The organism is Streptococcus bovimastitidis, from assembly GCF_001885095.1.
GTDB classification, from domain to species: domain Bacteria; phylum Bacillota; class Bacilli; order Lactobacillales; family Streptococcaceae; genus Streptococcus; species Streptococcus bovimastitidis.
The window spans coordinates 38,224-62,128 of record NZ_LZDD01000002.1 but is presented as its reverse complement, the minus strand read 5'-3'; the positions used below and the strand labels follow the sequence as shown (position 1 = coordinate 62,128).

Below are 23,905 nucleotides of genomic sequence, written 5' to 3'. Positions count from 1 at the left end.
AAAAATATTATGATAAAACTAATTGCCATCGATTTAGATGGAACCTTATTAAATAGTCAGAAAGAAATTCCTCTTGAAAATAAAAAGGCTATAAAAGAGGCGACAGAAGCGGGTATTAAGATTGTGCTTTGTACTGGGCGTCCTTTGTCTGGGACCAAGCCATATTTTGAGCAACTTGATTTCCAGGAAGATGAATTTCTTATTTTAAATAATGGTTGTAGTCTGCATTCTTCTTCAGATTGGCAAGTATTGCATGCACATAGTCTTTCCTTTGAAGAAGTGGAAACTCTCTATGAAAAATCAGCAAATAATCCAGATGTTTATTTGACTTTAACGACACCCAATCATTATTATGTCGTGGAGCCAAAAGTGCCTGAACTGGTTCAGGAGGATGGTGATTTGGTCTTTACTCAGGTTGAGACGATCACTCTTGATGAGCTGAAGCAGAGTCAAGAATTGGTCCTACAAGCTATGTATATGGGGGAAGCAGAGGCAATGGATTCTTTTGAAGGGCTTTTCCGGTCGGAATTAAGTGAACACTACAGCTTGGTTAGAAGCCAGGATTACATCTTAGAAGCCTTACCAAAAGGTATCACCAAGGCTAGCGCTTTACAGGAATTGGCTGCAGATTTAGGATTTGGACCTCAAGAAATCATGGCCATTGGCGATGCGCCAAACGATAGTGAGATGATTGCCTTTGCTGGACTTGGCGTCGCTATGGGAAATGCCAGTGAATCAATCAAGGTCTTGGCGAATCGTGTGACTAAGACCTGTGATCAAGCAGGTGTCGCCTACGCCATTTGTCATTTTGCTTTAAAACAATAAGAAAAAATCCTTCTTTCTTAGGTCAATGCTTTGAGACACTGGCTTCGGGAAAGAAGGATTATTTTTTTGTAAGGCTAGTTTTTACTGAGATAGAAATGGAAGCCCCATATTGGCCATTTCCTCAGCACTTTTTGGCATGCCATCTTTTATCCAGTCGACTAAAACTGAAACAATGGCATTGCTCCAAAATAAGCGGGTGTAATGTGATTGTTGATGTAATTTCCAGCGTTGATAGGCTTTGAGTCTTTTAGTGACTATCTGCGTAATTAAGAATTGGAGCTGATTTTTGAAAATCAGACGTAATAATTGCTCCTCTTTTTTGGCTTCATTGAAGAGGTAGTACCAAACTTGGTTAGCCTGGCTTGTCAAATCGAACAATTTTAATTCTTTAAAGATACGACGGATAAGCTGATCCAAGCGTTGTTTTAAGATATCTTCTTTTGACCGGTAATTGCGATAGAAGGCATTTCGCGAAACACCAGCTTTAGCGACTAATTGCGAGATTGAAATTTGGTCTAGAGGTTTGTCTTCTAATAATTCAATGAGGGCTGTCTCAATGGACTGGCGACAAAGGTCCCGCATTTCTTTATTAAACTGTCTTAAATTATTAAGTGATTTTTTTGAAATCTGTTTTTCAGTCATCACAAATCTCCTTAAAGTGTCCCATCCGACTTTATTTTATAGCTTTTTCCTAGTCATTAATGATATAATTTTAGGAGAAATATACTTATTTGTCAAATGGATTAGAATAGTAAGTCTTGGAGGAGAACAAGAATGAAATGGAAAATTGTAGCAGATTCAGGATGTGATTTATTAGAACTAAAATCATCATCTGAAATGCTTACTTATGAAAGAGTACCTTTAACGTTACGTGTTGGTGATGAGGCCTATACAGATAGTCTTGATTTAGACGTAGATCAAATGATGACAGCCATGTATCAAACAAGTAAGGCTACAACATCTTCTTGTCCCAGCCCAGATGCTTTTTTCCAAGCCTATCGTGGTGCTGAAAATGTTATTGCTATTACGATTACTGGAACCTTATCAGGAAGTCATAATAGTGCGCGCTTAGCTAAAGAGATGCTAATAGAAGAAGACCCAAATGTTAATGTTCATGTTATTGATTCACTTTCTGCGGGTGGTGAGATGGACTTGATTGTTTTGGAATTAGAGCGCTTAATTAATCAAGGCCTTGATTATCAGGAAGTCGTAGATGCCATCACAAGCTACACTCAAAAATCAGGTTTATTGTTTGTTTTGGCCAAGGTTGATAATCTTGTTAAAAACGGCCGACTTAGTAAGTTAATTGGAACCGTAGTAGGCTTGTTAAATATTCGAATGGTTGGTTGTGCTAGTGCCGAAGGACGTCTGGATCTGTTACAAAAAGCCAGAGGTCAGAAGAAAGCAGTTCTTTCTGTAGTTGAAGAATTAGAAAAAGCTGGCTATCAAGGTGGTAAAATCTTTATTGCTCAACGTAATAACGAAAAAATTTGCCAACAAATCACTGAGAAAGTCCAAGAAAAATTCCCTCAGGCAATTATTGAAACTTGTCCAACTTCAGGTTTATGTAGTTTCTACGCTGAAGAAGAAGGTATTCTCCTAGGATACGAAAAAGCATAAAAATCAAAGAGCTCGAACTTTGCTGTTCGAGCTCTTTTTGTATTAGATTAGCTGAATCTAGCAATTTTTTCGTTATTCAAATTTGAAAGTTGCGAGTCAGTTTATAAAGTCATCAGAAAAACCGCTTTGATTGAAAAGCGGTTTTATGATTATTAATTTGTTGTTGTTCCACCATCAGTATCACTTGGGGTAGAAGGTGTAGCCGTTCCAGGATCACTTGCTACAGGTGGCGTTGTTGGCTCAACTGCAGGTGCTTGGGGGACATAAGATTCGGCAGGTGCTTGTTCAGTATATGTTGCTCCTGCATCAGGGGTTACTGTTGCGGCGTCTGTTTGGGCTTCAGCCTCAGCTGTTTCAGCAGTTTCCTCAGGTAAAGTTATGGCATCAAGTCGACTTTGATAGTCAGCTTTTTTCTTTTCGTCTGTAACTTTATCAATGGCTTTTTGAGCAGCTTCTTTAGTTTCTGCACTAGGATTTTTTTCAGCTTCTTCGAGCTTTTTCAAGGCTTCTTTTTCGATGGCCAGATTTTTTTTCAATTTATCAAGACGATCTTGTAAACTTAATTTGGTTTCTGACTTTTTCACTTTATCCAAAAGTTTTTGAGCAGAGTCAATTGATTCAGTACTTGGTTTTTCTTCAGCTAAGCGAACGCCTTCAATAGCTTTGCTGAGATAATTTGTTTTCTTTACATGAGTCGTTTCTGTTTGGCTGGCATTAGCTAGTGGTTTGCCCATATAATTTCTAGCAAAAGTGAAATAAATGCCAGAAGCGACTACTATCATTAAAAGACTTAAAATAAGAAATAGTCTTTCAGTTTTTACTTGCTTCATGAATTCTCCTTTTATAAAATGCTACAGTAACCATTATACACCTATTAGAAAAGAAATTAAAGATTTCGGAGCATTAAAAATAATAGGACAGAAGAAAATATTAAAATGGTCTATACCATTTACAAAATAAATAAATAGGCGTATAATAGCAGTTAGTACAAAGGGAGGATTAGAATGACAAGTTATCTTAAAGCTGATTGTTTTTATTACCCAGATCATGTCAAAAAAGCCGGTTATCTAAAAATTGAAAATGGTAAGTTTGGACAATGGTCTGAGTCAGAACCAGAAGGGGCAGACATCATTGATTACAGTGGGTATCAAATTGCTCCTGGACTAGTTGATACGCATATTCATGGCTTTGCTGGTGCAGATGTTATGGATAATTCTGCTGAAGGTATTCATCGCATGAGCCAAGGGCTTTTATCAACTGGTGTTACCTCATTTTTACCAACAACACTGACCTCATCTTTTGAGCAGTTAGAAAAAGTTTCTGCGACAATTGCTTCTGTGGCTGAAGATGTTAAGGGTGCAAAAATTCAGGGGATTTATTTTGAGGGTCCTTATTTTACGGAAGAATATAAAGGCGCTCAAAACCCAATTTACATGAAGAACCCTCGTCTTGATGAGTTTGCTGCTTGGCAAAAAGCAGCAAATGGTCTGATTAAAAAAATTGCCCTGGCACCAGAGCGTGAGGGTGTTGCAGAGTTCGTATCTACTTTGACTGAACAAGGCGTTACTGTGGCCCTTGGGCATTCTAACGGAACCTACGAAGAAGCTAAAAAAATTGTTGATGCTGGTGCAAGTGTTTGGGTTCATGCCTACAATGGGATGAGAGGTTTGACTCATCGTGAGCCAGGAATGGTTGGTGCGGTTTATAATATTCCTAATACTTACGCTGAGTTGATCTGTGACGGACACCACGTTTCGCCAGTTGCCTGCGATATTTTGATGCAACAAAAAGGCCATGACCATGTCGCGATGATTACCGACTGTATGCGTGCAGGTGGTTCACCAGATGGTGATTATATGTTGGGTGAGTTCCCTGTTATCGTTGAAAATGGAACAGCACGTTTGAAATCATCTGGAAGTTTAGCTGGCTCCATTCTCAAGTTAAAAGACGGCATTAAAAATGTTGTTGCCTGGGGAATTGCAAGTCCAGAAGAAGCTATTCGCATGTCTTCTCTCGTTGCAGCTAAGTCAGTTGGAATTGATGATGTTTGTGGTCAAATTAAGGAAGACTATGCAGCTGATTTCATTGTTTTAGATAATGATTTGGAATTGGTGGCGACTTATTTGGATGGCAATAAAGTTTATCAAGCATAAAATTATAAAAGGTTAAGATGTCAATCGTCTTAATCTTTTTCTTTTTGACTCGTTCTTGATTGTGATAAAATAGTGATAGGATATTTGCATCCATTATGATGATTAATGTGATGCTTCGCTTTTTATAAGGAGGTAAAATGATGAACAAAGATTTAATGATGAATAATGGTTTAACTATTCCAATCGTCGGTTTTGGTACCTTTAAAGCTGCAGATGGTGAAGAAGCCTACCAATCAACTTTAGCTGCAATTAAAGCTGGCTATCGTCATATTGATACAGCCGCTGTCTATAAAAACGAGGAAAGTGTTGGTCGAGCTATTAAAGATTCTGGTATTGCAAGGGATCAACTATTTGTCACAACTAAATTGTGGAATGATGCTCATAGTTATGATGGCGCTAAAGAAGCTTTAGCAGCATCACTAAAACGACTTGGGCTTGATTATATTGATTTGTACCTCATCCACTGGCCAAATCCAAAAGCTCTCCGTGATCGTTGGAAAGAAGCCAATGCTGAAGCTTGGCGTTATATGGAGGAAGCTGTTGAAGCTGGTTTAATAAAAACCATTGGTGTCAGCAACTTTATGGTACATCATTTGGAAGCCTTAGCAAATACAGCAAAAATAAAACCTGCAGTTAACCAAATCAGACTGGCACCAGGGTGTTACCAAACAGAAGTTGTCGACTATTGTAAAAAACATGATATTGTTATTGAAGCTTGGAGCCCTCTTGGACAAGGTGATATTTTTGAAAATGAAACCATGTTAGCTCTAGCTGAAAAGTATGGTAAGTCAGTTGCCCAAATTGCTCTTGCTTGGTCAGTTTACCAAGGATTCCTTCCTTTACCTAAATCAGTTCATGAAGAACGTATCAAAGCAAATCTTGACTTCTTTGACATTGAACTCTCTGCTGAAGACGCAGAAAAAATTAAAAATATTCAAGGTCTTACACCTGTACCTGACCCTGATACCAAAGATTTCTAATTGGTTTAAAAGCTTGGTTGACAAATCAGGCTTTTTCATATCTACAAAATCTTATCATTTATTTAAAATAAATATAATTAAACTTCAAGATTAAAGTCATAATGTTTTATTCACTTGTTGTTCTTCAAAAACTAACTCAATTGTTAGAGGGCATTTGGACAGTTAAATTGATGATTGCTAATAATCATCGATATGTTGACCATTGGATTTTTCGCTATATTTAACATCGCAATTATTTTCTAAATATTTGCTCGGAATTGATTGGGATTGTTTTACTTTGACATGCTAAAATTACCGTTTGGTTACTCTTTTCCTTTTATATACTGGTCATCAATATCAGAATTGATGAAGAGAATCGCATAATTAAAGAAGTTATTATTCCAAAAAGGACTATTACTTGAAAATAATCCGTTCTATCTTGTTTCTTATCTAATAGACAAAATAAAGTGTCTATGGTAGAATAAGGACTAAGAAAGAATACTTATTATCATGAAATAGAGCGAGTTCTAGGGTGGTGAAAGCTAGGCAAGAATGAAATGGGTTTGGCGCTTTCGATGTTTGAGTCTCTTGGATTCACATTTAAGAAAATAATAAATGAAGTAATAAATTAGGGTGGAACCGCGTTTCGACGCCCCTATGTCTTTGACATAGGGGAGTGGAAGTGGTTCTTTTTGCTATCCCTGAGAGTTGAGACAAAATATTAAAAGGATTCTTCTGTCATGCTCTGTCAAAGGGACTCCCGTCACAAGAAAAAAATAACCATTGGAGGATTACAATGTCAAAAAACCTAACTTTTCACCTGGCCAGTGGCAGTACCTTCGATTGTTTAACTGCCACACGCTTAAGTCTATGGACTTAAGCTAGGCCATGCACTAATTCGCCCTTTTCAGCATTATCGGCTAAAAAGGGCTCATGTCGCACTATTATTAATAAAAAATATGGAGGAATATGATGTCTAAAAATTTAACCTTTCAAGAAATTATTTTGACTTTACAACAATATTGGAATGATCAGGGTTGTATGTTGATGCAAGCCTATGATAACGAAAAGGGTGCTGGGACGATGAGTCCTTATACTTTTTTACGGGCAATCGGACCTGAGCCTTGGAATGCGGCCTATGTTGAGCCTTCTCGTCGTCCTGCAGATGGTCGTTACGGTGAGAACCCTAATCGCCTTTATCAACACCACCAATTTCAAGTGGTGATGAAACCATCTCCTTCTAATATTCAAGAACTTTATTTGGAATCTCTTGAAAAATTAGGAATTAATCCTTTGGAACATGATATTCGTTTTGTTGAGGATAACTGGGAGAACCCTTCTACTGGTTCTGCGGGTCTTGGTTGGGAAGTTTGGCTTGATGGTATGGAAATCACACAGTTTACTTATTTCCAACAAGTAGGTGGGCTTGCGACTAGCCCAGTTACTGCCGAAGTCACTTATGGCCTTGAACGTCTTGCTTCTTATATCCAAGAAGTTGATTCAGTCTATGATATCGAATGGGCTCCTGGCGTTAAGTATGGCGAAATTTTCCTTCAACCAGAATATGAGCATTCAAAATATTCATTTGAAATTTCTGACCAAGAGATGTTGCTTGAAAACTTTGAGAAATTCGAAAAAGAAGCAGGGCGTGCTCTTGAAGAAGGCCTAGTTCACCCTGCTTATGATTATGTTCTTAAATGTTCACATACCTTTAATTTGCTTGATGCCAGAGGTGCAGTATCAGTTACCGAACGGGCAGGCTACATTGCTCGAATCAGAAACCTAGCCCGTGTGGTCGCCAAAACATTTGTTGCTGAACGCCGTAAATTGGGTTACCCATTACTTGATGAGGCCCGTCGCGCAGAATTACTTAAGGAGGAAGCTGAATAATGGTCAAAACGTTATTAGTAGAATTAGGACTAGAAGAGTTACCAGCTTATGTTGTCACAGCTAGTGAAAAACAATTAGGACAAAAAATCCAAGCTTTCTTAGAAGAAAACCGTTTGAGTTTTGATACCATTCAAACCTTCTCAACACCACGTCGTTTAGCCTTCCGTGTTAAAGGACTTGCAGACCAACAAGAAGATTTAACAGTTGATTTTAAGGGACCTTCTAAAAAAATTGCCCTTGACGCTGATGGAAACTTCTCAAAAGCTGCTCAAGGTTTTGTACGAGGTAAAGGACTTACAACAGACGACATTACCTTTAGAGAAATTAAAGGTGAAGAATACGTCTACGTTACTAAACACGAAGAAGGAAAAAAAGCTGAGGAAGTTCTCTTGGCTATTCCTCAAGTCCTAGCAAGCCTCACTTTCCCAGTGTCAATGCATTGGGCAGAAAATAGCTTTGAATTTATTCGTCCAGTACACACCTTAACTGTTTTATTAGATGATCACTTGTTAGAAATGCCATTTTTAGATATTAAATCCGATCGCATTTCTCGTGGTCATCGTTTCCTAGGTCAAGAAACAAGTATTCAGAATGCAGACTCTTATGAAGCAGATTTAAGAGCACAAGCAGTTATTACTGACCCGCAAGAACGTCAGGAAATGATTCTTAGTCAAATTAAAGACCTAGAAAGTAAGCATGGTATTCAAGTTGATATCGATGACAGCTTATTAAATGAAGTTCTCAACTTAGTTGAATATCCAACAGCCTTCATGGGCTCATTTGATGCCAAATACCTTTCAGTTCCAGAAGAAGTATTGGTAACATCAATGAAAAATCACCAACGTTATTTTGTTGTTCGTGATCAAGATGGCAAATTATTGCCAAACTTTATTTCCGTCCGTAACGGTAATGCTGAGCATCTGGAAAATGTTATCAAAGGCAATGAAAAAGTTTTGGTTGCCCGTTTAGAAGATGGTGAATTCTTCTGGCGTGAAGACCAAAAATTACAAATCGCTGACCTGGTTGCTAAATTAGAACATGTGACTTTCCACGAAAAAATTGGTTCACTTGCTGAACATATGGAAAGAACAGGTGTGATAGCTAAATACCTTGCTGAGAAAGCAACTTTAAATCCAGAAGAAACAAAAGCTGTTGTACGCGCTAGCCAAATTTACAAATTTGACCTCTTAACAGGTATGGTTGGCGAGTTTGACGAACTGCAAGGATTAATGGGGGAAAAATACGCTCTCCTAGCTGGTGAGGATGCTGCTGTCGCAACTGCCATTCGGGAACATTATTTACCAAGCTCTGCTGATGGGCAACTGCCAGAGACCAAAGAAGGGGCTGTACTTGCTCTTGCCGATAAGTTGGATACCCTCTTATCATTCTTCTCAGTAGGCCTCATTCCAAGTGGTTCAAATGACCCATATGCTCTTCGTCGTGCTACTCAAGGTCTTGTCCGCATTCTTGAAGCTTTCGGTTGGAATATTCCGATGGATGAGTTGATTGAGAATTGCTTCGCCCTAAGCTTTGATAGTTTGACATATGATAATCAAAGTCAAGTTATGGACTTCATTGCTGCGCGTGTCGAAAAAATGATGGGTAAAGCTATTCCTAAAGATATCAGAGATGCAGTCTTAGCAAGTTCAAACTTCCAAGTGCCAGAAATGTTAGCAACGGCAGAGGCTTTAGCAGAAGCATCTAAGACTAGCGACTATAAAACAGCAGTTGAGAACTTATCACGGGTCTTTAACCTAGCAGCTAAAGTAGAAGAAGTTAGTGCGATTAACCAAGCCTTGTTTGAAAATCAAGAAGAAAAAGACTTGTATCAAGCCGTTTCGGAATTGACTTTATCAGGTTTAGCAAAAGATAAACTGGAACAACTCTTCGCCTTAACAGATAAGATTGTTGCTTTCTTTGATAATACAATGGTTATGGCTGAAGATCAGGCGCTTAAAAACAACCGTTTGGCCCTATTAAGTGAATTAATGACAAAAGCAAATACGGTCGCTCAATTTAATTTACTCAATACAAAATAAAACTTAATCATAGAGAAAAGAGAGGTGACTCATGGATCCTAAAAAGATTGAACGTATCAATGAACTAGCTAGAAAGAAAAAGACAGTCGGTTTAACTGAACCAGAAAAAGTTGAACAAGCTGAATTACGTCAAGAATATATTGAAGGCTATCGTCGTTCTGTTCGTCATCATATCGAGGGAATTAAAATCGTGGATGAGGAAGGAAATGACCTTACTCCTGAAAAATTACGTCAAGTTCAGAGAGAAAAAGGTCTCCATGGCCGTTCTCTAGATGATCCTGAATCCTAATATGCAAACTGTCTTCCTATAGGAAGACAGTTTTTTTATAAATGTTAAAATAATTACTATTTTTTATACATATTTATAATTTTTGGTATAATAGGATAGAAAGAAACCGCTTACTTTTAGGAGGAACTTATGACAGAAGAAAAGTATATTATGGCAATCGACCAAGGAACAACTAGTTCTCGAGCCATTATCTTTAACAAACAAGGCCAACAAATGATTAGCAACCAGAAAGAGTTTCCTCAACTCTTCCCTCATGATGGCTGGGTTGAACATGATGCTAATCAGATTTGGAATTCTGTTCAATCAGTGATTGCAGGAGCATTTATTGAGTCTGGTATCAAACCAGACCAGATAGAAGCTATTGGAATTACCAATCAACGGGAAACAACAGTTGTTTGGGATAAAAAGACAGGTTTGCCAATTTACCATGCCATTGTTTGGCAGTCACGTCAAACCGCTGACTTGGCGGAAAAATTAAAGGCTGATGGTTATACTAATCTTTTCCACGAAAAAACGGGACTCGTTATTGATGCTTATTTCTCAGCCACAAAAGTACGTTGGATTTTAGATCATGTTCCTGGAGCTCAAGAAAGAGCAGAACGAGGAGAACTCCTTTTTGGAACAATTGATACTTGGTTAGTTTGGAAGTTAACTGACGGAGCTGCTCATGTTACGGACTATTCAAATGCAGCTAGAACCATGCTTTACAATATCAAAGAATTAAAATGGGATGATGAGATTTTAGAATTATTAAACATTCCTAAAGCAATGTTACCTGAAGTGAAATCTAATTCTGAAATTTACGGTAAAACAGCAGCCTTTCATTTTTACGGTGGAGAGGTGCCAATTGCCGGTATGGCGGGTGACCAACAAGCAGCACTCTTTGGACAATTAGCTTTTGAACCAGGGATGGTAAAAAATACTTATGGTACAGGTTCATTCATTATCATGAACACAGGCCAAGAAGTGCGTATGTCACAAAATAACTTATTAACTACAATTGGTTATGGTATCAACGGAAAAGTCTATTATGCCTTAGAAGGGTCTATCTTTATTGCTGGTTCTGCTATTCAGTGGTTACGTGATGGCATGCGTATGGTTGAAAAATCACCAGAATCAGAAGAGCTTGCATTAGCCTCACAAAGTGATGATGAAGTTTACGTTGTACCTGCCTTTACAGGTTTGGGTGCGCCATACTGGGATTCAAATGCCCGTGGATCTGTTTTTGGATTAACCCGTGGAACCAGTAAAGAAGATTTCGTCAAAGCAACATTACAATCAATTGCTTATCAAGTTCGCGATGTTATTGATACCATGGATATGGACTCTGGTATTCCGATTCAAGAATTGCGTGTTGATGGTGGAGCAGCGATGAATAACTACTTGATGCAATTTCAAGCTGATATTTTAGGAATTACTATCGCTCGTGCTAAAAATTTAGAAACAACAGCCCTAGGTGCAGCCTTCCTAGCTGGTTTAGCAGTCGGCTACTGGGAAAACCTTGATTCTCTAAAAGCTTTGAATGCTATTGGAGAATCCTTCCAACCACAAATGGAAGTTGCCAAAAAAGAAAAACTTTATAAAGGTTGGAAAAAAGCTGTCCGTGCAACACAAGTTTTTGCACAAGAAGACTAAGTTTAAAGAGTGTTTTCATATAAGTTAAATGGCCTGTCTATTTTTGGCCATTTACTTGTGTAATTATTGGACTTTTGAGAGTCAAATTCTTGTTTTATACTATATTTAGGTACTATCTTAATTAATCATATCTGGAGGACAAAATGAAATTTTTCTTAGACACTGCAAACGTTGATGCGATTAAAGCCATTAATGAACTGGGGCTGGTTGATGGTGTAACCACTAATCCAACTATTATTTCTAAAGAGGGACGCGATTTTGAAACAGTCATCAAAGAAATTTGTGAGATTGTTGACGGTCCAATTTCTGCCGAAGTTACTGGATTAACAACTGAAGAAATGGTAACAGAAGCGCGTGAGATTGCCAAGTGGCATAAAAATATTGTCATCAAAATCCCAATGACAATGGATGGTTTAAAAGCGACTAATATCCTATCTAAAGAAGGCATTAAAACAAACGTAACACTGGTTTTCACTGTCTCTCAGGGTTTAATGGCAATGAAAGCAGGGGCAACTTATATCAGTCCATTTATCGGTCGTTTAGAAGATATCGGTTCTGACCCTTATCAACTGATTGAAGATTTACGTGAAATTATTGACATCTTCGGATATGAAACAGAAATTATTTCTGCCAGCATTCGCAATGCAGCTCATGTTGAAGCTGTTGCTAAGCTTGGCTCAGATATTGCAACAATTCCTGATGCTGTCTTTGCCAAAATGGTCAAACACCCATTGACAGACAATGGGATAGATCAATTTATGAAAGATTGGGCTTCCTTTAAAAAATAAGCCAATTGGAAACCTAGTGAGCGCTAATACTAGGTTTCTTTTTCTTATTACTTATAGAATATGAAGAATTTCACGGAAAAATATGTGTGAAATATGATACAATAGAGAACGGAAAACGTTTTTTAAAATAGATGTTAGACAAAGAAAGGCTTTTAACTTATGACATTTGATGCAGTTGACCAGTTGGCAGTAAACACCATTCGTACCCTATCAATGGATGCGATTCAAGCGGCTAATTCCGGACATCCAGGGCTTCCAATGGGTGCAGCCCCAATGGCTTATATTCTCTGGAACAAAGTGATGAATATTAATCCTAAAACAGGCCGTAACTGGACAAACCGTGATAGATTTATTTTATCTGCAGGACATGGTTCTGCAATGTTATACAGCTTATTACATTTAGCTGGTTATAATGTTAGTATTGATGACCTTAAAAACTTCCGCCAATGGGGTTCTAAAACACCAGGACATCCAGAAGTTAACCATACAGATGGGGTAGAAGCAACAACTGGTCCATTAGGACAAGGGATTGCAAATGCAGTAGGTATGGCAATGGCTGAAGCCCACTTAGCCGCTAAATTTAACAAACCAGGTTTTGACATCGTTGATCATTACACTTATGCCTTAAACGGTGATGGTGACTTAATGGAAGGTGTCAGCCAAGAAGCAGCTAGCTTAGCTGGTCATTTAAAACTTGGCAAATTGGTTCTCTTTTATGATTCAAATGATATTTCATTAGATGGTCCTACATCAATGGCATTTACAGAATCTGTTAAAGGCCGTTTCGAAGCCTACGGTTGGCAACACATTCTTGTCGAAGATGGAAATGATTTAGAAGCAATCGCAAAAGCAATTGAAGAAGCCAAAGCAGAAAGCAACAAACCAACCATCATTGAAGTTAAAACTATTATTGGATTCGGTGCAGAAAAACAAGGAACTTCAGCCGTTCACGGGGCACCTCTTGGAGCAGAAGGAATTGCCTTTGCTAAGAAAGCATATCAATGGACAGCAGCCGACTTTGAAGTGCCAAGTGAAGTAGCTAGCCGTTTTGCTGAAGAACTTCAAGCACGTGGTGAAAAAGCTGAAAATGCTTGGAATGACTTGTTTGCAGCTTATGAAGCTGAATATCCAGAATTAGCGGCAGCTTACAAAGATGCCTTTGCTAATGAAGCTATTTCTGTTGACTTAAAAGCTCATGAAATGGGAACTTCTAAAGCCAGCCGTGTATCAAGTCAAGAAGCTATCCAACAAATTTCTGAGCAAGTGGCATCATTCTGGGGCGGTTCAGCTGACTTATCATGCTCAAATAATACCATGGTTAAAGCTGAAAAAGACTTCCAACCTGGACAGTACGAAGGCCGTAATATCTGGTTTGGTGTTCGTGAATTTGCCATGGCAGCTGCCATGAACGGAATTGCATTACACGGCGGGACACGCGTTTACGGCGGAACTTTCTTCGTCTTCTCAAATTACCTATTACCAGCGGTTCGTATGGCTGCTCTTCAAAACTTACCAACAATGTATGTCATGACACATGACTCTATCGCAGTTGGTGAAGATGGTCCAACACATGAACCAATTGAACAATTAGCAAGTGTTCGTTCAATGCCTAACCTTAACGTTATTCGTCCAGCAGACGGAAATGAAACCAATGCAGCTTGGAAACGTGCCTTGGCCGAAACAGATAAACCAACTATGTTAGTTCTTACACGCCAAAACTTACCAGTCCTTGAAGGTACTGCAGACTTGGCAGAAGAAGGGCTTAATAAAGGGGCTTATATTCTGTCAGATGCCAAAGGTGAATTAGACGGTATCATTATTGCAACAGGTTCTGAAGTGAAATTAGCTTTAGATACCCAAGCAGCGCTGGCAGAAGAAGGAACTCACGTCCGCGTCGTGTCTATGCCATCACAAAACATCTTCGATGCGCAGGATGCCGCATATCAAGAGTCTATCTTACCAGCAACAGTAACCAAACGTCTAGCAATTGAAGCAGCATCAAGCTTTGGTTGGGCTAAATATGTTGGCTTTGCAGGTAAAACATTGACAATCGACACATGGGGCGCATCAGCACCAGGAAATCGTATCTTTGAAGAATATGGATTCACCACTGAAAATGCTGTAAACCTCTATAAATCTTTGTAATAAATAAAACAAAAGGTTTTGCTCATTGAGCAGAGCCTTTTGCTTTAGAAAATAATGATAAAAAGATGATAATTTCTTGACATTAATACCGAAATGCTATATGATTAATGAAATAGTTGTATTAAGTTAAAGGTACAAAGAGGTTATTATGGAAAAGCAAAGACAAGATTTATATAATCAGATTATCAGAGCTTATGATTGCCCTGATATTAGGGAAAACACGAGCATTGCTCAGACACTCTTAACAGCTTCGAATAAGTTGATTAAGAATCAAAATCCTATTGTAATAGCTAGCGAGTTAAATAATCAAGTCGATACCTATTTCATTGAAGATAAAAAAGATATACCAAAATCCCTCTATGCTTTAAAGGATGCTTTGAAAGTCTATATTGAAGTTTAGGTTAAAAATAAAGGAGCAATCATGATTAGATTTGAACATGTTTCAAAAATATATGGCGAAAAAGAGGCCCTAAGTGACCTTAGTTTAGAGATTAAAGATGGCGAGATTTTTGGCTTAATTGGTCATAATGGAGCGGGTAAGACAACGACAATTAGTATCTTAACCTCAATCATCGAAGCCAGTTATGGCCAGGTGACCGTCGATAATCAGCTATTGTCGGAAAATAGAGATTTGATTAAAAAGAGAATTGGTTATGTTCCTGATTCACCAGATTTGTTTTTAAATTTGACAGCTAGGGAATATTGGCAATTTTTAGCTAAAATTTATGAGGTTTCTGATCAGGCAGCAGGAGAACGCATGCAGACTTTAAGCCAACTCTTTGACATGGAAAGGGAATTGGATAATACCATTGCTTCCTTTTCACATGGGATGCGGCAAAAAGTAATCGTTATTGGTGCTTTAATTTCTGACCCGGACATTTGGATTCTAGATGAACCTTTGACTGGTTTAGATCCCCAAGCCGCTTTTGATTTGAAGAAAATGATGCGGGAACATGCTGATTCTGGTAACATTGTCTTGTTTTCTACCCATGTCCTCTCTGTTGCGGAGCAACTCTGTGATCGTATTGGTATCCTCAAACAAGGGAAATTGATTTTTGTGGGGACATTGGAGCAATTAAAGGCTGACTATCCTGATAAAGATTTAGAAACCATTTACTTGGAGTTAGCCGGACGCCACACAAATGAGGAGGTCCTCTAAATGAAGTGGTCAACTATTTGGGAACTAACCAAAATTAATATTCTTTATTCAAATCCCCAAGCCCTAACTGCTTTAAAGAAAAAGCAAGAGAAAAGACCAAAGAAGCATTTTAGTGCGGCACAATCTATGATTAAGCAACAAGCCCTGATGGTTGTCATGTTTCTAATAATCTATGTTTTCATGTTTTTAGGAATTGATTTTAGCCGCTATCCAGGATATTTTTCTTTCTATATTGCCTTGTTCTTTGTCATGTCTACCCTGACGGCATTTACAGCTTTATATACAATCTTCTATGAGAGTAATGATGTTAAACTTTATGTTCATTTGCCCATTAAAGCTAGTGAACTTTATTTAGCCAAGGTTCTTTCTTCATTGGGCATGGGTTCCATGTTTTTAATGCCTATTCTAACTCTATTTTTAATTGGTTATTGGCAGATGCATGGTCCCTTAATAGCTATTCCCATGGCTTTGGTAACCTTTATCATCATTCTTTTCAGTTCGAATGTTCTTGCCTTATATGTGAATGCCTGGATTGGTAAAATCATTGTCCGCTCACCCCATCGAAAAATAATTTCAACACTATTACTGTCTTTATCAAGTTTTGGTGCAATTGCTTTAGTATTCTTTTTAAACTTTACCAATAGTAGTCGCATGGATCAAGAAGCGCAATTGATTGATCGGGCGCCAATTCCATATTTTAGAGGATTTTATGATTTGGCTTTTGCCCCTCTGGGAATGAATGCAGTCTTTCATTTTTGGTTACCCTTAGCACTGATTGTTTTGATGGCTTATGGAATTGTCACTGGGATCATGCCCAAATACTATCAAGAAGCCTTGTATTCTAGTGAGCACAGCCATTCTCAAAAAAGCAAAGGGAAAAAGACAGTTTCTGCTCAACCAAAAACGTTGAAACAGTTGATGGTCAAACATCATTTAGCAACCTTACAAGACGCGACCTTACTGATTCAAACTTTCTTGATGCCTATGATTTTTGTGGTTAGTATGTTAGTGCCATTATTAAAGGCTAAAGATGGTGTTTCAGTTTTTTTAACAAACGACTATTTTGGTGTCGCTTTTCTAATTGGGATTATTCTGGCTGTTATTGGGACAAGTAGTTCGACATTTGTCGGTGTTGGTCTGTCTTTAGAAAGAGAAAACTTCACTTACTTAAGAAGTCTGCCGATTCCCATAAAGGCATTTATCAGAGAGAAATTTTGGTTGTTAATGGCTTTACAATTGTCTTTACCAATAGTTGCCTATCTGATATTAGGTCTCTTTCTTGGTCTTAAGTGGATGATTATTTTATTCTTCCTCCTAGGATTTATTGCTCAGGCGACCATACAAGGTCAATATATGTATATGCGTGATATCAAAAATTTGAGTCTAGATTGGCAAAACATCACTCAACTCTTTACTAGAGGGGGAAGTCAATGGTTGATTTTTGCCTTTGTGTTTGGAGCAGCTGTCTTTGGATTTCCTCTGATTGGAGGGCTTGTTTTTCTGTCAATCATGACCAAAGAAGCTTTACTGATAAATACAATAACCTTGATGATATTACTTTTATTAATGGCTTTTGGACAATTTCTTCTCAAAAAACGTTTTTGGGATAAATTGGACCAATTGCTTGCTAAGTAAAAATGTCAATTAACTAACAAATGAAGTCAGGAAAGGGTCCTTCGGGGCTCTTTTTATGCTATAATTTTCTTATGATGAAAAGACAATTTGAAAATGTAAAACGCATTGTCATTAAAATTGGAACCAGTTCATTGGTACAAACTAATGGCAAAATTAATTTAGAAAAAATCGATCAGCTAGCCTTTGTTATTGCTAGCCTTATGAACAATGGTAAAGAAGTTGTTCTCGTTTCTTCTGGTGCCATGGGCTTTGGACTGGATATCTTAAAAATGGATAAACGCCCCAGCGACTTAGCTAAACAGCAAGCCGTGTCAAGTGTGGGGCAAGTTGCCATGATGAGTCTCTACTCTCAAATTTTTTCCCACTATCAAAAGAATGTTTCTCAGATTCTCTTGACGCGTGACGTCGTTATTTTTCCAGAAAGTCTTTTAAATGTAACCAATGCTTTTGAAAGCCTGTTAACATTAGGGATTTTGCCAATCGTTAATGAAAATGACGCTGTTAGTGTGGATGAAATGGATCATGCCACTAAATTTGGTGATAATGACCGTCTTTCAGCGGTAGTAGCAAAGATTACAAAGGCAGATTTATTAATCATGCTATCCGATATTGATGGCCTTTTTGATAAAAATCCGACTATTTATGAGGATGCCAAACTTCGCGATATTGTTACCGATATTACTGAGGAAATAATCCTCTCAGCAGGTGGTGCTGGCAGCAAGTTTGGTACCGGTGGTATGTTGAGTAAGGTTCAATCGGCTCAAATGGTTTTTGAGAATGGTGGCCAGATGGTGCTAATGAATGGACAAAACCCGCGTGATATTTTAAGATTGCTTGAAGGTAGAGAAATCGGTACCTGGTTTGTTCAAGAAAAGGGAGAGTAAGATGACAATAATTGATCAATTGGGGAGCCAAGCTAAAAAAGCTAGCTCAGAATTACTAAAATTATCAACTAGCCAAAAGAATAGCTTTTTAATGCGTCTGGCTCAAGACTTGGTTGAACAGAGTGCGATGATTATGGCTGAAAACCAAAAAGATATGGCCAAGGCAAAAGAGCACGGGATTTCAGATATTATGCTTGACCGTCTCCTTTTAACCGAAGAACGTATTGAAGGGATTGCGAAAGGGGTTAGACAGGTAGTCGAACTACAAGACCCAATTGGACAAGTGCTCAAAGGATACACCAATTTAGATGGCTTGAAAATCCTTCAAAAAAGAGTTCCTCTTGGGGTGATTGCCATGATTTTTGAAAGCCGCCCTAATGTCGCCATTGATGCTTTTAGTTTGGCTTTTAAAACCAATAATGCCATTATTTTACGAGGTGGGCGAGATGCCTTAAACTCAAATATAGCTTTGGTTAAAGTGGCAAGAAAAAGTTTAGAAGCTATGGCAATCACACCTGATGCTATTCAATTATTGGAGGATCCTTCACATGATTTAGCTGAAGAATTGATGGCGGCGACTGCCTATGTAGATGTCTTGATTCCACGAGGTGGTGCTCGGCTTATTCAAACCGTAAAAGAAAAAGCTAAGGTGCCTGTTATTGAGACTGGTGTCGGCAATGTCCATATCTATGTAGATGCTTTGGCAGATTTGGAAATGGCGACTAAGGTAGTGATTAATGCCAAAACACAAAGGCCAAGTGTTTGTAATGCAGCTGAGAGCTTAGTCATTCATCGCGATGTTGCCCAATCCTTTATTCCACAACTGGAAGAAGCGATTTCAAAGGTGCACGCAGTTGAGTTTCGTACAGAAGAAGACACTTTAGCATTATTTAAAAACGCGACGCTTGCTAGTGAAGAAGATTTCGGCATGGAATTTTTGGACTATATTATGTCAGTTAAAATTGTTGATTCCTTAGAAGAAGCTATCGACTGGATTAATCATTATAGTAGTCATCACTCGGAAGCCATTATTACCAAAGATTTGGCAGCAGCTGAACGTTTCCAAGATCAGATTGATGCTGCAGCTGTTTATGTGAATGCTTCAACACGTTTTACAGACGGCTTTGTTTTTGGTCTTGGAGCCGAAATTGGGATTTCAACGCAAAAAATGCATGCACGAGGACCAATGGGCTTAGAAGCTTTGACAAGTAGTAAATATTATATCAATGGAAATGGCAATATTCGCCAATAGTAGAGAGAATGATAGGGACTCTGTTTCCCTGTCTTTCTTTTTGTTTTCTAAATGTCTAAATTGTGTTAAAATTAAAGATATGACTAAAGAATTTCATCATGTCACTGTTCTTTTGCATGAAACAGTTGACATGCTCCAAATCAAACCTAACGGGGTTTATGTTGATGCAACACTTGGTGGTGCGGGACATTCAGCCTACCTTTTATCACAGTTAAATGAAGATGGACATTTGTATTGTTTTGATCAGGATCAAAAAGCAATTGATAATGCCCAGATTTTTTTGGAGCCCTTTATTAAGAGAGGGATGGTTACTTTTATTAAGAATAATTTCCGCAATCTCAAGGAAGAAATGGCTGCTCATGGTGTGGAAGCTATTGATGGCATCCTCTATGATTTAGGAGTTTCAAGTCCTCAATTAGACGAAAGAGAACGCGGTTTTTCTTATCGTCAAGATGCGCCATTAGACATGCGAATGGACTCTGATGCTTCACTAACGGCTTATGACGTGGTCAATGACTATAGTTTCAATGATCTCATTCGTATTTTTTTCCGTTATGGGGAAGATAAATTTTCTAAGCAGATTGCTCGGAAAATAGAACAAGCAAGAGCTATTAAGCCGATTGAAACCACAACAGAGCTAGCAGAAATTATTAAGTCAGCTAAACCAGCTAAGGAATTGAAGAAAAAAGGGCACCCAGCCAAGCAAATCTTTCAAGCCATTCGGATTGAAGTTAATGATGAATTAGGGGCAGCTGATGAGTCTATTCAAGCCGCAATGGATTTGTTGGCTTTAGATGGTCGCATCTCAGTTATCACTTTCCATTCTCTAGAAGACCGCTTGACTAAGCAGCTCTTTAAGGAAGCAAGTACTGTTGATATTCCCAAAGGAATTCCAATTATTCCTGAAGAAATGAAACCTAAATTTGAACTTGTTTCGCGGAAGCCTATTTTACCAAGTCAAGAAGAATTAGCTGAGAATAACCGTGCTCACTCGGCTAAATTACGGGTGGCCAGAAAAATTCGGATGTAAATGTTATGAATAATGAAAAAAGAACGCAAGCAGTAACCAGTGCTTTACAAAAGCAAATCAGAACTTTTTCCAGAATTGAGAAAGCTTTTTATAGTGCACTGATTATCACAGCAATTACCATGGCTGTTAGTATCATCTACTTGCAAAGTCGTAAATTACAATTGCAACAGGATATTACTACCTTAAATAGTCAAATTTCTGATAAGAAGACTGAATTAAACAATGCTAAACAGGAAGTTAATGAACTTTCTCGTCGGGATCGCATTGTTGACATCGCCAAAAAAGCTGGTCTGTCCAATCGTACCGATAATATTAAGAAGGTTGACTAAGCTATGAAAAGACTACAAAAACTATTTTTAGATTACGTCATCCAAGGGCGAAAAACACCTGTAAAAAATCGTGAACATGTTGGTCAAAACATGATGATTTTGAGCATTTTCCTGTTTTTCGTTTTTATTATTAATTTTGTGATTATTATTGGAACTGACCGTAAATTTGGCGTTGATTTAAGTCAAGGTGCCAAACAAGTTTATCAAGAAACGGTTACCGTACAGGCTAAGCGTGGGACAATCTATGACCGAAATGGCGTTGCTATAGCAGTAGACTCAACGACTTATAGTATTTATGCTGTCTTGGATAAGTCATTTGTCTCAGCGACGGGTGAAAAACTCTTTGTTCAGCCTAAACAGTTTGACAAAGTTGCTGACATTTTGACAAAAGAATTAGGCATGAAAAAGAAAAATGTCCTCAGTCAGCTGAAACAAAAGGGGCTCTTCCAAGTTTCCTTCGGAACATCTGGTTCAGGAATTTCTTTTAGTAAGATGACCACCATCAGAAAAGAGATGGAAAAGGCTGGAATTAAAGGGGTTGCTTTCTCTACAAGTCCAGGTCGGATGTATCCTAATGGAACTTTTTCTTCAGAATTAATTGGTCTTGCTGCTCTAACAGAAAATAAAGATGGTAGTAAGAGCCTAATTGGTAAAACAGGTCTGGAAGCCGCCCTTAATAATATCCTTTCTGGTAAAGATGGAACTATCATTTATGAAAAAGATAAGAATGGTAATACGCTTTTAGGAACAGGAAAAACCGTTAAAAAAGCTGTCGATGGTAAAGATGTCTATACAACTTTATCTGAGCCAATTCAAACATTCTTAGAAACAAGAATGGATGCCTTTCAAGCTGAAGCAAAAGGTGTCTTGGCTAGTGCTACCTTAGTAAATGCAAAAACAGGCGAAATTCTAGCCACTTCACAAAGACCAACCTATAACGCTGATACTCTTGAAGGCTTAAATAATAAGAAATACAACTGGAAGAGTGCTCTCTATCAGAATAACTTCGAGCCAGGTTCTACAATGAAAGTCATGACTCTGGCATCAGCGATTGATAATGGTGTTTTCAAACCAAATGATGTTTTTAGTAATGCAAACGGTTTGAAAATTGCCGATGCAACCATTCAAGACTGGTCTATTAATGAAGGTATTTCGACTGGTCAATACATGACTTATGCTCAAGGTTTCTCATATTCAAGTAACGTTGGGATGACAAAATTAGAACAAAAAATGGGTAATAAGACTTGGTTGGATTATTTAACCAAATTTAAGTTTGGTTACCCAACTCGTTTTGGTACTGGTGATGAGGAATCTGGTATTTTCCCATCAGACAATATTGTTACCCAGGCCATGAGTGCTTTTGGACAAGGAATCAGTGTTACACAAATTCAAATGTTAAGAGCATTTTTAGCAATCGCTAATAACGGTTCAATGCTTGAACCGCAATTTATCAATCAGATTTATGATCCAAATAGTGCTACCTATCGGACAGCAAAAAAAGAAGTGGTTGGTAAACCTGTTTCTAAGAAAGCCGCTAGTGAAACCCGTGAATACATGGTTAACGTAGGGACTGACCCTGTTTTTGGGACCTTATATTCGCAATCAACTGGACCAATTATTAAAGTTGGAAGTATGCCTGTATCAGTTAAATCAGGGACAGCCGAAATTGCCAAGGAAGATGGTAGTGGTTATATTGAAGGTGGAAAAACCAATTATGTCCTCTCTGTAGTCGCGATGGTTCCTTCTGATAATCCAGACTTCATCATGTATGTGACCATTCAACAACCTGAACATTGGAGTGGTATGTTCTGGGCGGATGTCATTAACCCTGTGCTTGAAGAAGCTTATTTAATGCAAGATACATTATTAAAGCCAGCTCCAGAATCCGCAAGCAAATCAACACCTTACTATTTACCTGATTTTGTTGGTCAAAAACCAGGACCAACAGCTGATGAATTGCGTCGCAATTTAGTACAACCTATCGTTCTGGGAAATGGTGACAAAATTGTTAAGATGTCAAAAACCAAGAATACTAATTTGCCAAACAATGAACAAGTACTCTTATTAACAAATAACTTAGAGTCAGTTCCTGATATGCATGCTTGGACTAAAGAAAATGTTAAAAAGTTTGCAAAATGGTCAGGTATTGAGGTACAATATAAAGGTTCGAAAAAAGGAAGAGTGATTAGTCAATCTATAGAACCTGGAAAATCACTTAAGAAAATATCCAAAATTAAAGTAAAACTAGGAGATTAACATGTTTTTAACGATTACAGCAGCTATAATATCCTTGATATTAACTGCTACAGCCATGCCATTTTTTATAAAGTTCTACCAAATGAAAAAAATTGGTGGACAACAAATGCATGAAGATGTTAAACAACATTTAGAAAAAGCTGGTACACCAACAATGGGTGGGACTATCTTTCTTCTAGTTGCTAGTTTACTGTCACTTTTCTTTGGCTTAATCATGTTTAAAGAATGGAGTCATCTCGGTTTAATCACTGGTATTTTAGCGGTTATTTTAATTTATGGTTTCATTGGTTTCTTTGATGATTTCTTGAAAATCTTTAAGCAAATCAATGAGGGCTTAACCGCAAGACAAAAAATGTTCTTACAAATTGTTGGTGGCTTGATATTCTATTTTCTACATGTTGCACCAAGCAAGATTGATTCCATTAATATTTTAGGTTATCATTTCCACATTGGATTCCTCTATCTTTTCTTCGTATTATTTTGGATTGTTGGTTTCTCAAATGCCGTGAACCTGACCGATGGTATTGATGGCCTTGCTTCCATCTCAGTCGCAATCAGTTTATCAACTTATGGCATCATTGCTTATATCCAAAAACAATTTGATGTCTTACTCCTAATTGCCATCATGATTGGCGCTCTTCTTGGTTTCTTTATCTTTAACCGCAAGCCTGCAAAGGTATTTATGGGTGATGTTGGTAGTTTGGCCTTAGGTGCCATGCTAGCAGCCATTTCCATAGCTTTGCGACAAGAATGGACTCTATTGCTTATTGGTTTAGTCTATGTCCTAGAAACAAGTTCCGTAATGATGCAAGTTTCTTACTTTAAATACACTAAGAAAAAATTTGGTGAAGGTCGACGTATTTTTAGAATGACACCTTTTCACCATCATTTAGAATTAGGTGGCCTTTCAGGTAAAGGCAATCGTTGGTCAGAATGGAAAGTTGATGCTTTCATGTGGACCTTAGGAGCCCTTGCAAGTCTTCTCGTACTTGCAATCCTTTATTTATAAAATTAAAA

Annotated in this window: 21 protein-coding genes and 1 pseudogene; 20 read left to right on the top strand and 2 right to left on the bottom strand. The window is 38.0% G+C overall.

The features are described from left to right. Positions 1-9 precede the first annotated feature (9 nt). Complete coding sequence (locus A9Q68_RS06030) at positions 10-825, top strand: Cof-type HAD-IIB family hydrolase (protein ID WP_071793788.1); 816 nt, start codon at positions 10-12, stop codon at positions 823-825. An 81-nt stretch (positions 826-906) separates the two neighbouring features. On the opposite strand, the gene A9Q68_RS06025 is transcribed toward A9Q68_RS06030, so the two are convergent. Next, positions 907-1,467, bottom strand: a complete 561-nt coding sequence (locus A9Q68_RS06025; protein WP_071793787.1) for a TetR/AcrR family transcriptional regulator — start codon at positions 1,465-1,467, stop codon at positions 907-909. A 132-nt stretch (positions 1,468-1,599) separates the two neighbouring features. On the opposite strand from A9Q68_RS06025, the gene A9Q68_RS06020 reads away from it, so the two are divergent. Then, positions 1,600-2,445, top strand: a complete 846-nt coding sequence (locus A9Q68_RS06020; RefSeq protein ID WP_071793786.1) for a DegV family protein — start codon at positions 1,600-1,602, stop codon at positions 2,443-2,445. Positions 2,446-2,597: 152 nt separating this feature from the next. On the opposite strand, the gene A9Q68_RS06015 is transcribed toward A9Q68_RS06020, so the two are convergent. Continuing rightward, positions 2,598-3,275 (bottom strand): hypothetical protein, encoded by a 678-nt coding sequence (locus A9Q68_RS06015; protein WP_071793785.1) that lies wholly within the window; start codon positions 3,273-3,275, stop codon positions 2,598-2,600. Between the two features lie 174 nt (positions 3,276-3,449). Between A9Q68_RS06015 and nagA the strand changes: the two genes are divergently transcribed. From nagA to mraY, 18 genes and pseudogenes are all read left to right on the top strand, one after another. Continuing rightward, positions 3,450-4,598, top strand: a complete 1,149-nt coding sequence (nagA, locus tag A9Q68_RS06010) for an N-acetylglucosamine-6-phosphate deacetylase (protein WP_071793784.1) — start codon at positions 3,450-3,452, stop codon at positions 4,596-4,598. Between the two features lie 140 nt (positions 4,599-4,738). After that, on the top strand, positions 4,739-5,578 hold the full coding sequence (locus tag A9Q68_RS06005; RefSeq protein ID WP_071794235.1) for an aldo/keto reductase: 840 nt from the start codon (positions 4,739-4,741) through the stop codon (positions 5,576-5,578). A gap of 110 nt (positions 5,579-5,688) precedes the next feature. Continuing rightward, positions 5,689-5,979 (top strand): annotated as a pseudogene (locus A9Q68_RS11150) (isoprenylcysteine carboxylmethyltransferase family protein); the annotation flags it as partial. A gap of 550 nt (positions 5,980-6,529) precedes the next feature. After that, the gene (glyQ, locus tag A9Q68_RS05995) at positions 6,530-7,447 is read left to right on the top strand and encodes a glycine--tRNA ligase subunit alpha (protein ID WP_071793783.1); all 918 of its coding nucleotides are present in this window, start codon (positions 6,530-6,532) and stop codon (positions 7,445-7,447) included. Next, a complete protein-coding gene (glyS, locus tag A9Q68_RS05990) occupies positions 7,447-9,486 on the top strand; it encodes a glycine--tRNA ligase subunit beta (RefSeq protein WP_071793782.1) in 2,040 nt (679 codons plus the stop codon). Before glyQ ends, glyS begins: the two co-directional genes overlap by 1 nt. Before the next feature lie 31 nt (positions 9,487-9,517). Next, the gene (locus A9Q68_RS05985) at positions 9,518-9,775 is read left to right on the top strand and encodes a DUF896 family protein (protein WP_071793781.1); all 258 of its coding nucleotides are present in this window, start codon (positions 9,518-9,520) and stop codon (positions 9,773-9,775) included. A 129-nt stretch (positions 9,776-9,904) separates the two neighbouring features. Continuing rightward, positions 9,905-11,410, top strand: coding sequence for a glycerol kinase GlpK (gene glpK / locus A9Q68_RS05980; RefSeq protein ID WP_071793780.1), 1,506 nt, complete (start codon positions 9,905-9,907; stop codon positions 11,408-11,410). A gap of 143 nt (positions 11,411-11,553) precedes the next feature. Continuing rightward, entirely contained in the window at positions 11,554-12,198 is a 645-nt protein-coding gene (fsa, locus tag A9Q68_RS05975; RefSeq protein WP_071793779.1) for a fructose-6-phosphate aldolase, read from the top strand. 159 nt (positions 12,199-12,357) lie between these two features. Continuing rightward, entirely contained in the window at positions 12,358-14,343 is a 1,986-nt protein-coding gene (gene tkt, locus A9Q68_RS05970; RefSeq protein ID WP_071793778.1) for a transketolase, read from the top strand. A gap of 148 nt (positions 14,344-14,491) precedes the next feature. Then, entirely contained in the window at positions 14,492-14,743 is a 252-nt protein-coding gene (locus A9Q68_RS05965) for a bacteriocin immunity protein (RefSeq protein WP_071793777.1), read from the top strand. Between the two features lie 21 nt (positions 14,744-14,764). After that, on the top strand, positions 14,765-15,502 hold the full coding sequence (locus A9Q68_RS05960) for an ABC transporter ATP-binding protein (RefSeq protein WP_071793776.1): 738 nt from the start codon (positions 14,765-14,767) through the stop codon (positions 15,500-15,502). Further along, positions 15,503-17,137: an ABC transporter permease gene (locus A9Q68_RS10770; RefSeq protein ID WP_071793775.1), complete on the top strand. Its 1,635-nt coding sequence runs from the start codon at positions 15,503-15,505 to the stop codon at positions 17,135-17,137. Positions 17,138-17,208: 71 nt separating this feature from the next. Beyond that, positions 17,209-18,021 carry a glutamate 5-kinase gene (proB, locus tag A9Q68_RS05950; RefSeq protein WP_071793774.1) on the top strand — a complete coding sequence of 271 codons (813 nt, stop codon included), beginning with the start codon at positions 17,209-17,211 and terminating at the stop codon, positions 18,019-18,021. 1 nt (position 18,022) lies between these two features. Next, positions 18,023-19,273: a glutamate-5-semialdehyde dehydrogenase gene (locus A9Q68_RS05945; RefSeq protein WP_071793773.1), complete on the top strand. Its 1,251-nt coding sequence runs from the start codon at positions 18,023-18,025 to the stop codon at positions 19,271-19,273. 79 nt (positions 19,274-19,352) lie between these two features. Then, positions 19,353-20,303 (top strand): 16S rRNA (cytosine(1402)-N(4))-methyltransferase RsmH, encoded by a 951-nt coding sequence (rsmH, locus tag A9Q68_RS05940; RefSeq protein ID WP_071793772.1) that lies wholly within the window; start codon positions 19,353-19,355, stop codon positions 20,301-20,303. A 5-nt stretch (positions 20,304-20,308) separates the two neighbouring features. Beyond that, on the top strand, positions 20,309-20,632 hold the full coding sequence (gene ftsL / locus A9Q68_RS05935) for a cell division protein FtsL (protein WP_071793771.1): 324 nt from the start codon (positions 20,309-20,311) through the stop codon (positions 20,630-20,632). Positions 20,633-20,635: 3 nt separating this feature from the next. Further along, complete coding sequence (pbp2x, locus tag A9Q68_RS05930) at positions 20,636-22,888, top strand: penicillin-binding protein PBP2X (protein WP_071793770.1); 2,253 nt, start codon at positions 20,636-20,638, stop codon at positions 22,886-22,888. A gap of 1 nt (position 22,889) precedes the next feature. Further along, positions 22,890-23,897: a phospho-N-acetylmuramoyl-pentapeptide-transferase gene (gene mraY / locus A9Q68_RS05925; protein ID WP_071793769.1), complete on the top strand. Its 1,008-nt coding sequence runs from the start codon at positions 22,890-22,892 to the stop codon at positions 23,895-23,897. Positions 23,898-23,905 lie beyond the last annotated feature (8 nt).

Bases quoted from the DNA above. Each gene is read 5' to 3' on its own strand.
- A9Q68_RS06025 (WP_071793787.1), bottom strand. From the start codon at position 1,467: ATGACTGAAAAACAGATTTCAAAAAAATCACTTAATAATTTAAGACAG.
- mraY (WP_071793769.1), top strand. From the start codon at position 22,890: ATGTTTTTAACGATTACAGCAGCTATAATATCCTTGATATTAACTGCT.
- A9Q68_RS06030 (WP_071793788.1), top strand. From the start codon at position 10: ATGATAAAACTAATTGCCATCGATTTAGATGGAACCTTATTAAATAGT.
- glpK (WP_071793780.1), top strand. From the start codon at position 9,905: ATGACAGAAGAAAAGTATATTATGGCAATCGACCAAGGAACAACTAGT.
- tkt (WP_071793778.1), top strand. From the start codon at position 12,358: ATGACATTTGATGCAGTTGACCAGTTGGCAGTAAACACCATTCGTACC.
- A9Q68_RS05985 (WP_071793781.1), top strand. From the start codon at position 9,518: ATGGATCCTAAAAAGATTGAACGTATCAATGAACTAGCTAGAAAGAAA.
- A9Q68_RS06005 (WP_071794235.1), top strand. From the start codon at position 4,739: ATGAACAAAGATTTAATGATGAATAATGGTTTAACTATTCCAATCGTC.
- nagA (WP_071793784.1), top strand. From the start codon at position 3,450: ATGACAAGTTATCTTAAAGCTGATTGTTTTTATTACCCAGATCATGTC.
- A9Q68_RS05945 (WP_071793773.1), top strand. From the start codon at position 18,023: ATGACAATAATTGATCAATTGGGGAGCCAAGCTAAAAAAGCTAGCTCA.
- fsa (WP_071793779.1), top strand. From the start codon at position 11,554: ATGAAATTTTTCTTAGACACTGCAAACGTTGATGCGATTAAAGCCATT.
- proB (WP_071793774.1), top strand. From the start codon at position 17,209: ATGATGAAAAGACAATTTGAAAATGTAAAACGCATTGTCATTAAAATT.
- A9Q68_RS10770 (WP_071793775.1), top strand. From the start codon at position 15,503: ATGAAGTGGTCAACTATTTGGGAACTAACCAAAATTAATATTCTTTAT.
- glyQ (WP_071793783.1), top strand. From the start codon at position 6,530: ATGTCTAAAAATTTAACCTTTCAAGAAATTATTTTGACTTTACAACAA.
- glyS (WP_071793782.1), top strand. From the start codon at position 7,447: ATGGTCAAAACGTTATTAGTAGAATTAGGACTAGAAGAGTTACCAGCT.
- A9Q68_RS05960 (WP_071793776.1), top strand. From the start codon at position 14,765: ATGATTAGATTTGAACATGTTTCAAAAATATATGGCGAAAAAGAGGCC.
- A9Q68_RS05965 (WP_071793777.1), top strand. From the start codon at position 14,492: ATGGAAAAGCAAAGACAAGATTTATATAATCAGATTATCAGAGCTTAT.
- ftsL (WP_071793771.1), top strand. From the start codon at position 20,309: ATGAATAATGAAAAAAGAACGCAAGCAGTAACCAGTGCTTTACAAAAG.
- pbp2x (WP_071793770.1), top strand. From the start codon at position 20,636: ATGAAAAGACTACAAAAACTATTTTTAGATTACGTCATCCAAGGGCGA.
- A9Q68_RS06020 (WP_071793786.1), top strand. From the start codon at position 1,600: ATGAAATGGAAAATTGTAGCAGATTCAGGATGTGATTTATTAGAACTA.
- A9Q68_RS06015 (WP_071793785.1), bottom strand. From the start codon at position 3,275: ATGAAGCAAGTAAAAACTGAAAGACTATTTCTTATTTTAAGTCTTTTA.
- rsmH (WP_071793772.1), top strand. From the start codon at position 19,353: ATGACTAAAGAATTTCATCATGTCACTGTTCTTTTGCATGAAACAGTT.